Source organism: Paenibacillus sp. N119s (assembly GCF_059447605.1).
Genome location: NZ_JCAJRU010000195.1, coordinates 1 through 9836, shown reverse-complemented (window position 1 = coordinate 9836; position 9836 = coordinate 1). Strand labels below are relative to the sequence as shown.

General features: G+C 46.3%; 7 protein-coding genes, 2 pseudogenes and 2 riboswitches. Of the genes and pseudogenes, 4 read left to right on the top strand and 5 right to left on the bottom strand.

What is annotated here, in order from left to right; genetic code table 11:
- The 5 genes and pseudogenes from AC5V8P_RS19290 to rhaB all read right to left on the bottom strand — a co-directional run.
- Positions 1–1012 (bottom strand): DUF2157 domain-containing protein (locus tag AC5V8P_RS19290; protein WP_495473784.1); only part of this gene is annotated, 1012 nt, incomplete at its 3' end.
- Positions 1013–1153: 141 nt separating this feature from the next.
- Positions 1154–2050, bottom strand: a complete 897-nt coding sequence (locus AC5V8P_RS19285; RefSeq protein WP_063207437.1) for an AraC family transcriptional regulator — start codon at positions 2048–2050, stop codon at positions 1154–1156.
- 266 nt (positions 2051–2316) lie between these two features.
- A complete protein-coding gene (gene rhaD / locus AC5V8P_RS19280) occupies positions 2317–3162 on the bottom strand; it encodes a rhamnulose-1-phosphate aldolase (protein WP_064797590.1) in 846 nt (281 codons plus the stop codon).
- Between the two features lie 51 nt (positions 3163–3213).
- Positions 3214–4470, bottom strand: a complete 1257-nt coding sequence (rhaA, locus tag AC5V8P_RS19275) for an L-rhamnose isomerase (protein ID WP_064797591.1) — start codon at positions 4468–4470, stop codon at positions 3214–3216.
- 12 nt (positions 4471–4482) lie between these two features.
- A pseudogene (gene rhaB, locus AC5V8P_RS19270) lies at positions 4483–5964 on the bottom strand (rhamnulokinase).
- A 328-nt stretch (positions 5965–6292) separates the two neighbouring features.
- Positions 6293–6396, top strand: a riboswitch (purine riboswitch).
- A 157-nt stretch (positions 6397–6553) separates the two neighbouring features.
- Between rhaB and AC5V8P_RS19265 the strand changes: the two are divergent.
- The 4 genes and pseudogenes from AC5V8P_RS19265 to AC5V8P_RS19250 form a co-directional block, all read left to right on the top strand.
- Positions 6554–7171, top strand: coding sequence for a xanthine phosphoribosyltransferase (locus AC5V8P_RS19265; protein WP_064797592.1), 618 nt, complete (start codon positions 6554–6556; stop codon positions 7169–7171).
- Complete coding sequence (locus tag AC5V8P_RS19260) at positions 7165–8472, top strand: nucleobase:cation symporter-2 family protein (protein ID WP_064797593.1); 1308 nt, start codon at positions 7165–7167, stop codon at positions 8470–8472. The genes AC5V8P_RS19265 and AC5V8P_RS19260 overlap by 7 nt, the downstream gene beginning before the upstream one ends.
- 735 nt (positions 8473–9207) lie before the next feature.
- A riboswitch (cobalamin riboswitch) is annotated at positions 9208–9411 on the top strand.
- The gene (locus tag AC5V8P_RS19255; RefSeq protein ID WP_155762570.1) at positions 9369–9530 is read left to right on the top strand and encodes a hypothetical protein; all 162 of its coding nucleotides are present in this window, start codon (positions 9369–9371) and stop codon (positions 9528–9530) included. It overlaps the preceding riboswitch by 43 nt.
- Positions 9531–9628: 98 nt before the next feature.
- Positions 9629–9836: pseudogene (locus AC5V8P_RS19250) on the top strand (ABC transporter substrate-binding protein); the annotation flags it as partial.

Sequence of the window (9836 nt, the reverse complement as noted above, 5' to 3'; positions counted from 1 at the left end):
TACTTCCAATTAATACTCCAACCACTTTGATGACACGGGATACCGTTTTGCTGATCCATTCACTACTGCGGTCTTCGGAGACAGTTGTCTGCGCATCGGATTTCGCGATCTCTTCTTTGTTCTCATTGGGTATTTCTCCAGCCTCCGGAGACGGTTTTCCCAAGCGATTTAAATAACGGAAAAACCATACGTTACCCGTCAGTAGCAATGCCACAAAAATCAAACCGAAAACAAAGAACAGAGATGAAGAGTACGCTTCTGCCAGCTCTATAAATTTAAAGACAGCAAAAGCGGAGAGCGCCAATGCATTTAAGGTCAGGAGCGTTTTATTCAATCGCACCTTGATAAATATATAGAATCCTAAAGCAATCACAGCGATATACGGTATATTCATGATCAGGCCATATCCATCGAATGCAAAGGAGTTGGTCATCGCCAACATAGCTATATGGAGAACCGTAAAGCTCATATATTGTAATGGAGCAGAACGTATACGATGAAGGAATGTCAATAGAAATAGCACCAGATTGACCACTGCGAACAGTCCAGCGATGGACAACGATTCCAGTTGGGTATAAGTCGTACTTTGCATCGTTGGATAAAAATAAAGCCATACACCTAGATGAATCAGCACATAAGATAGCATATAAAAAGGATTGTAGCGGGTGATGGCGCTAAGCAGTAAAGCCGGCACCGACCAAATGACAAACAACCCGTAGCTATCCGCATGGGAATTGTAGATTTGACCGAGTAGTGCGATGGAAACACCGAAGGCTACACAGCCTGCTAACAGGAATATGTTGGACAGAAAGGCTTGTTGCCCAGGAACAGCACGTATACGTGCAAATACAAAAGACAAGCCGTAAAACAAAACAATAAGCGCAACAGCTAGCACAATTTTGACTGTCCGATCTAGTTCACCCCAATTAGAGGCGAAGAAATAAATAATTGCAGCCAGTATCAGTGAGATGCCCAGCAGATAACCTGTACGTATGGCGTTGAATCGCAGCATGGAATTCACGTACCTTTCCTGTTGGTTTGATGCTTATTATATCGTTGAAAAGGCTCAGAACCAAGTACAAATTAGGATCAGGTCATAAAAAAGAGAGCCGCCGTATATGGTGGTTCTCTTATAACTTTAATGGGATTTCAACTAAGCGTTGGCAGTGCGGATCTCTTGCTGGGACTGATGAAGGAAGCGATACTCTCGGGGTGGGATTCCTGCTGTTTTCTTAAATGCCTTGGAAAAGGTGGATATATCGGTATAACCGATGGACTGGGCAATGATCGACAAATTATATGTGGTCTGTTCCAGCAATCTTTTGGCTTCGTTAATCTTGAGGGTTTGCAAATACTTGGCGGGGGAGATGAGGAAAGTGGAATGAAATTTACGTGAAAAATGCGCACGATCTACACCTACATGCTCGGCAATTTGCTCAATCGTAACACGTTCACAATAATGCATTTCGATGTAATCCTTCCCCTGCTGGAGCCAATAATCAGAGCATACAAAGTTGCGTAGCACGCTAGATTTGTTACGGGATAACTCCTCGAAAATCTGGTGCAGTGTAATTAAGCGGGCAAGATCGCTGCCCTCTCTGCTGTGGTCGTTGACGATGGAAAATAGGTTGGAGATCAGTTCGAGGATCTCCTCGCTTAATGCGTTAGCTATAAATGGCTTAGAGGGGTCAATCCCGATCCGCTCCAGCAGCGCCAGAGATTTGGGTCCCTCAAAGGCGATCCATACCTTCTGCAACGGGTGCTCTTGATCAGTGTAGTATTCATGAACAAGCTGCGGAAAAAAACAGAATAGATCGGACTTTTGGACACGATAACTCTTTTCCTTATAAATGAACTCAGCCTGACCTTCGAGTACAAAAATAAAATAAAAATAAGGGACAGCCTTAGGGCCGACATGACAGCTTGTTTTCGAAATATCCATACCCAGTCTGACCGGCCAAATGGCGCTCGATTTTTCCAGTTCGGTTGTTGTGAAATAATGGTCTTCCACGATGTCGAAGTGATCCTCGTTCTTGGTTCTTCTCATCATTGTCACCTCTCCTTTGGTGGAGATAAGGGGATTTTGATTTTATTGTATATAAAGGAAGGTATAATTACAAGTTAATTCATTGGAATTTAGGGTTATAAATTTAAAATGATCTCTAGAGGAGGTTGCTTAAACCTGTTGTCAGATCGAGTCATCGATGAAACAATCGAATCCAGCGACATTCTGATATGTATAATTAAGGCTCCATGGCTAGTTTGAGATGAGCCGTGAAGCCTTATAGAATTCTGAGCTGCACGATTAGCCAATGTCTATACGTTCAGGATTCCTTCTTTTGGAGTAACATTAAAGGCTTTAGCCAGATCGGCCAATTCCTGATCTGTAATCCGTTGCTTGATATCGTGCTGAGCAATCAGCATATATATTTGTGCTGCTTTTTCAATCGTTTCAATCAGGCCAAACGCTTCATCAATGGAGCTGCCTGTTCCAAAAATGCCGTGATGAGGCCACAATACCGCATGGTGATCTTTCATTTTTTTTGCTGTTTCGCGGCCGATTTCGCTGGAGCCTGGCACCATCCAAGGGATTACACCGATACCGTCTGGAAAGACTACGATACATTCGGTACACATTTCCCACAGCGTTTTGGTGAACTGGTTTTCGTCCAGACTATGAATAAAGGTCATGGCAATGACATGGGTGGCATGATTGTGGATCACAACCCGATGGTTAGGATCGACCTTCAAGCGCTCAATGTGGCTCATAAAATGAGACGGCAATTCGCTGGTAGGAACCGCGTCATGCTTGAGGCCCCACAGGAGTTCCAATTGTTCCCCATCCTGAGAGACACGCAGAACACCCAGATTAGCCTCCGGATCGGCAATGACATTCTTAAAGTATTTTCCTGATCCAGTGACGATAAAATATTTGCCTGCCAGTTCATTCGCTGGGAAAGCAGGTTTAATGGTACGGATAACATGATCGATATCCATATGTTTGGCAACCTCAGATTCGTCCAAAATATAACTTACGTTGCCTCCGTTGCGTTCATCCCAGCCGAATTTCCACATGTTTTGTGTAATTTCCGCCATCTCGCGAACAAATGGGATATCCAGTCCTGATCTTCGTTCTTTTTGGTTTTCCAGCACAGTAGTCATGGATGATCTCTCCCTTAGGATAATATGAATATAAGCTGATCAATGCAGTAGTTACCGTTTCAGCAGGACCTGTTGTTCGTAGTTCTTAGCTTCGGTTAGCCATTCCTCACGAACGGGAACGCCATTTCGAGCGCAATAGTAATCCCATACAGCCCCAAACGGATAGGATTTAAACTCTTCGACCAGGGCAAGGCGTGTCGTGAAGTCTCTTTCCTCTTCAGCTTTTTTCAGTTCTTCAATCGGTTCTAACATGGCGCGAAGCAACGCTTTGATAGTGTTGCGTGTGCCGATGACCCAAGCAGCTACGTGGTTAATACTACCATCGAAGAAATCAAGACCGATATGAGTGCGGGAAAGCAGCTCGCCGCGAACCAGCTCACGGGCAATGTCCAGCAATTCGTCGTCCATCGTCACAACATGATCGCTATCCCAACGGACAGGTCTGCTGACATGGAGCAATAATTGATTGGTGAACATCAGCACAGAGGACAATTTGTTCGAGATGACCTCCGTCGGGTGGAAGTGGCCGGAATCGAGACAGATAGATTTACTCCGTGTCAGGGCGTACCCCATATAAAACTCATGAGAGCCGACGACATAGCTTTCCGAACCGATGCCGAACAGTTTACTTTCAACCGCATCGATGTTGTAATCTTCACTAATTTCCTCGCTAAAAATCTCATCAAGGGCGTCCCGCAGACGTTCTCTTGGAGCCAGACGGTCCACGGGAGTATCCTTATAACCATCTGGCATCCAGTGGTTTGTGACACACGGCTGACCGAGTTCTTTACCGAAGTGTTCTGCAATCCTGCGCGATTTTTTACAGTGTGTGATCCAGAAATTGCGAATATCCGAGTCCTTGTGGCTCAGTGTGAAGCCATCCTCCGCTTTGGGATGAGAGAACAGGGTCGGATTAAAATCAAGTCCAAGCCCATGCTGTTTGGCCCAGTCTACCCAGTTCTGAAAATGGCGTGGCTCCAGTTGATCCAAATCTACTTGTTCTGTGGTATCGGCATAGATCGCGTGCAGATTGACCTTGTGTTTGCCAGGGATGAGCGATAAGGCTTTTTCTAAATCCTGGCGCAGCTCAGCAGGCGTGCTTGCTCTACCCGGGTAGCTGCCTGTTACGGCAATGCCCCCGCTAAGCTGTTTATCTTTGAACAGGAAGCCTTGCACATCGTCTCCCTGCCAGCAGTGTAGTGATATTTTGATTTGTGAGAGCTTCTGTAAAACGTCATCCACCTGAATACCGTGGCGGGCATACAGCTTTTTCGCTTCGTTATAACTCGCTTCAATGGCTTCGTTCATGACCTTACTCCTTTATTGAGATATGTGGGTAGGGGATGTTGTTTGTATCTTGAGGCATTTCCAGCGATCCAGAAGCGTTTCCATACCTTGCACGGGTTGCGGCTCAAATAGCCGAGTCGGGAAGGAGTTGGCTATGGTCCGACCAGCAGCTTTTAGATCTTCAAGAGCACCAGAGCTGATTAATTGCACGGCAATATTGCCGATAGCCGTCGATTCGGAAGGTCCTGCCTCAACCTCAATTTCTAAAAGGTCGGCTGTTAGCTGACATAGTAATTCGTTGCTGGCGCCTCCGCCGACAATGTGCAGCCTGGTAATCGTATCGTCTGTTAAATGTTGTAGCTCATGTAAGGCATCCCGGTAGCTTAAGGCCAGACTGTCAAAAATACAGCGGGCGAGCGCGCCAGGTGTGTGCGGGATAGGCTGCCCGGTCTCTTCACAGAATCTTTGAATCTCAAGGGTCATACTGTCTGGATTTAAAAATGAGGACTGATTGCAGAGGACAAGACTGACAAACGGCGTCTCTGCTGAAGCCAGTTGGGCCAATTCGGCAAAGCTATGTGCAGAATCTCCTTCTCTTCGAACCTCCTGAATCATCCATAAGCCCATAATGTTTTTCAAAAAACGGTACGTGCCGTAAGCGCCCCATTCATTGGTGTAGTTCGCCTGCATGGCTGTCTTGGTATTCAAGGGGTGGGAACGTTCCATACCCAGTAGCGACCATGTTCCGCTACTAATATAGACCCAGGATTCCTCCCGCGGTGATGGAACACCAGCAACTGCCGAGGCAGTATCGTGCGTAGGCACAAGAATGAGCTGGCAGTCTGGAAGATCGTATTGCTGAATAAGCTCCGGCAGGATGGGGCCCAGAAGATGTCCAGGCTCAGCCAGCTCCGAAAATTGATCGCGCCGAAGCTGGAGCAGGGAGAGTAGATCCTCATCAAATTCTCGGGTATTTACGTTGAGAAGCTGCATTGTGGAAGCATTGGTCATTTCATTGACCATGATGCCTGTCAGGCGATAATACAAATAATCAGGAACCATCAATATTTTATCTGCCTGGGCGAGTTGTTCCTGATCATGAACGAACAATTAATACAGGGTATTAAAATTTAGTTCCTGGATGCCTGTTTTCTCATATACGTCTTGTCGGCTCATGAGCTGGTGCAGCTTGTTGGGGGCATGCAGAGTGCGGGCATCGCGGTAAGCGTACACCTCATGGATGCGGCGGCCTTCCTTATTAAGTAGGACGTAATCTACAGCCCATGTATCAATCCCGAGCGTACAGGAGTCAATCCCGTTTTGCTTAGCCTTTCGCAGTCCTTGGATGATCTCATCAAAAAGAGCATCGATATTCCAGTAATCGTGTCCGTTCTTTTCAGTAAAGGAGTTGTTGAACCGATGAAGCTCCTGTAGGTGAATTTTTTCACCTTGCAGAGTTGCATTCACGAGTCTTCCGCTTGAAGCTCCAATATCAACAGCAAGATAGTTGTACATATCCAATCTCCTTGCCTGGATGAAGTCCTGGCAGTCTGAAAGTCTGCCTTTTATCTCCTAACTAACTCCATACTACTTCCGTTTGTCTGTGTAGTCAACATAAACGGAAACATTATTTTTGGTTTTATGTTTGAATTTGAAAACAAAAATAAAACCAGATGTTCTTTTATATTGTTTTTAGTATTTTAGTATTTGCTTTCTATTATATATATACCTCGAACAGAAATTGGTGTGCTGCTGCGATATTCAAATTGTGGAAGGTTCTCCAAATGCCGCTGTCTGTATGAAAAATAGTCTTGAAACCGCCCGCCAGAGGGTGTAGTATACAAGATATCAATTTCATATGACTCGTATAATATTGGGGATATGGCCCAAAAGTTTCTACCGGATGACCACTGTAATCGTCCGACTATGAGTGATAGCGCATCAGCTTCGGATGAATGCGGGCATTTTATTTGTGCGCCAATCCGTCAGGGATTACGACCCCAAGGACAGGCTTCACTTGAGAAACGACTCAAGGGAGCTTGTCCTTTTTTGGTTTTGGCAGGTTTTATTCTATTTTAAAGTACAGAGGAGCGATATTCGCATAATGAAAGCTTTGGAAGAACGTATTCGTCAAGAAGGACAGATTTTATCCGACACGGTGCTAAAGGTAGATTCCTTTCTGAATCATCAGGTAGATACAGCGTTAGCACTGGAAATTGGCAAGGAGTTTGCACGCCTGTTCGGCAGTGCTCCGATTACCAAGGTGCTTACCATTGAAGCTAGTGGTATTCAATTTGCGATGGCTACGGCTATTGCCTTGGGGGTACCGTTCATTTATGCGAAGAAAAAGAAGGCAATCACGCTGAATGAACAGGTATACTTCGCAGAGGTTCATTCATTCACTCGGCAGGAAACCTATCAGGTAAGCATTTCCCAAAAATATCTTGATGCTAGCGATCATGTGCTGATCGTAGATGACTTCCTGGCTACTGGTGCAGCATTAGTCGGACTTACGGATATTGTGAAGGAAGCTGGAGCAGAACTGGCCGGAGTTGGCTGTGTAATTGAAAAGAGCTTTCAGGAAGGGCGTGGATTGTTGGAGCAAAGAGGCATTGCTGTACGTTCTCTAGCGCGTATCGGTTCCATGGCACCGGGCGAGGTTCATTTTATAGAGGAAGCTGGCACGGTGATTCCCCCTGTTAAGGAGAATGTCGGATGCTAAGTAAACAAAAATTATTTGCGCTGGGCTTCCAGCATGTCATGGCGATGTACGCTGGAGCTATTGCTGTTCCTCTGATTGTAGGGGGAGCGCTGCACCTGACGCCAGCACAGATGGCCTATCTAGTGGCGGCTGACCTGTTCACTTGCGGGATTGCTACGTTACTACAGATTATGGGCACACGCTTTTTCGGTAGCAGACTTCCTGTCATTTTAGGCTGTACGTTTACGGCCGTAGGACCTATTATCGCGATTGCGTCGACCTCAAATCTGGCGACAGCGTACGGTGCCATCATTTTGTCCGGTATATTTGTGGTGCTTGCGGCACCGCTATATGGCAAGCTGTTACGCTTTTTCCCAACGGTGGTTACTGGCTCGGTCGTTACGATTATCGGTCTATCCCTTATTCCGGTGGCGATGAACAATGTAGCAGGCGGCCAGGGCAGCGCGGATTTTGGACAGCCGCGTAATTTGCTGCTGGCGCTGGTTACACTACTGGTGATTCTACTTGTCAATCGAGTAGCCAAGGGCTTTTTACGTTCGATCTCCGTACTTATTGGTCTGTTCGCGGGTACTGTAGTCGCCTATGCGATGGGAATGGTGCATTTTGCTGCCGTAGCAGACGCTTCATGGGTGAGTGTTGCGCAGCCGTTTTATTTTGGCAAACCGGAGTTTAGCATTATGGCAGTATGTACGATGATTATCGTGAATATTGTCAGCATGGTCGAATCTACGGGGGTTTATCTGGCAGTGGGTAAGGCGATTGATCAAAAGGTAGAGCAAAAGCAAATCGTCAATGGACTTCGTTCGGAAGGGCTTGCGATTATGCTGGGCGGTATTTTTAATGCGTTCCCTTACACGGCCTTCTCGCAAAATGTGGGTCTGATCTCGTTGACTCGCGTCAAATCACGTAACGTTATTTTTGCTGCGGGTGGTATCATGGTCGTCCTTGGTTTGCTGCCTAAGCTGGCTGCCTTGACGACAGTGATTCCTAACGCTGTGCTGGGCGGGGCGATGATCGTCATGTTTGGCTCAGTTGCTGCATCAGGCATGTCTATTTTATCAGAGGTGGATCTGCGGAAGGAAAGCAATCTGCTGATCGCGGCATGCAGCATTGCTGTAGGTCTAGGCTCTGCCGTTCTGCCGCAAATGTTCGACCAGCTGCCGAGCTTTGCCAAAATGCTGCTGCAAAACGGCATCGTATCGGGCTCAATTACGGCAATTGTCTTGAACATCGTTTTGACGAGAAAACAAAGAGAGTCAGCCCAAGGTGTAAATGTTTCGGAAGTTCCACAGAAGGTTTGACGAATAGGAAATAGATAAAAACAGCCGGAGAGAGGACGCAGCCTCTTTTCTGGCTGTTTGGCATGGAGTTATCCATAACAGTTTATTTATTAAGCAGCATGAAGTTATTGATAACCCCCCCCTCTTGTATGAAAATGGAGGATTGAGAACCTACTAGAAAAGTTTGCTAGAGTAGTAGGAAGAGGAATGGTATAATCTAAACTATGGATTTTGAATAGTGGTGGATGTTTTCGGACCACGGTGCAGCTTCCCGAAAGGGGGTGAAGCCGATGGTCACACTTGTGTCGTGCTACGATGTGTTGCGTTGGATGGTTACGTTACTAAGCCTAGTGTTTAGTATTCGTAAACTTTATCGCTGGCTGCGTCGGAAATTTCGGAACAAGCGAAAACCCACCGCTTGATTAGGTTAGGCGCCTAACGGTGGGTTTAGCTAAGCATTTAGCGCGCCGTGGTGATCCACAGCCTTTCAAATCCTAGGAGTCTTTGCCGTTGGCGCGGCGAAGGCTCTTTTTAGTATACGGATACGGTGGATATCTCTATACCTAATTTTAGCACGTGAATTGCGTGCATGCAATGAATAGTCACAGCCTTGATTCTCATCGTATCATTCAAATTTAAATTATTGCGCTGCATTTGTTGACAAGCCAGTAGCAACAAAATAAGATAATCCTAAATCGTAATGAAAAGGAATAGAGGAAGAAAACAGGTGCGAGCCGGACAACTCTATGTACGGGGTTTCGTTGAGACGAAGTAGATGGTTGTTGAACGTGTTCACTTAAAAGGGAAGTTCGGTAGATTCCGACACGGACCCGCCACTGTATACAGGCATCAGCAGGGTACTGCTGGAGCTTTCAGAACAGCCACTGGAACTGTGAAGAACCGGGAAGGCCTGAAAGATGAGCCTGGAGTCAGGAGACCTGCCTGTTTTGACATCACTGTTAGACCCACGGGATGCTGGGAAGGTGGTTAGACGTGCTACATACGGAATGTCTGAAACCGATCCACTCCCTTCTATGTTTTTTGGAGTTGGCTTTGAGGTGAGTTTTGACATTTTATAATGAAAGCATTTCTGACTGCTGCTCAAGTGGTCGGGAATGCTTTTTTCGCGTTTTACGTAGGTTTATAGGATTTAACCAGATAGAGGGGGAGATGTGGAATGATAAGCAATCGTAACAGGCGTTTGTGGCTTATATGTACAGGCTTGGTGCTGCTGCTGACAGTTATGGCTCTATCAGGATGTGGCACAGCCACCAAGACGGAGGATCGGTCGGGCAAGGGTGAGAATACTCCTGCACAACAGACTCCATCAGATAAAAAGCTGGTGATGGCGTATACGTGGAAACCATCAGGCGTTGATCCGCACG

Coding starts and splice junctions, on each gene's coding strand:
- AC5V8P_RS19285 (WP_063207437.1), bottom strand. CDS start 2,050: ATGATGAGAAGAACCAAGAACGAGGATCACTTCGACATCGTGGAAGAC.
- rhaA (WP_064797591.1), bottom strand. CDS start 4,470: ATGAACGAAGCCATTGAAGCGAGTTATAACGAAGCGAAAAAGCTGTAT.
- AC5V8P_RS19260 (WP_064797593.1), top strand. CDS start 7,165: ATGCTAAGTAAACAAAAATTATTTGCGCTGGGCTTCCAGCATGTCATG.
- AC5V8P_RS19255 (WP_155762570.1), top strand. CDS start 9,369: ATGAGCCTGGAGTCAGGAGACCTGCCTGTTTTGACATCACTGTTAGAC.
- AC5V8P_RS19265 (WP_064797592.1), top strand. CDS start 6,554: ATGAAAGCTTTGGAAGAACGTATTCGTCAAGAAGGACAGATTTTATCC.
- rhaD (WP_064797590.1), bottom strand. CDS start 3,162: ATGACTACTGTGCTGGAAAACCAAAAAGAACGAAGATCAGGACTGGAT.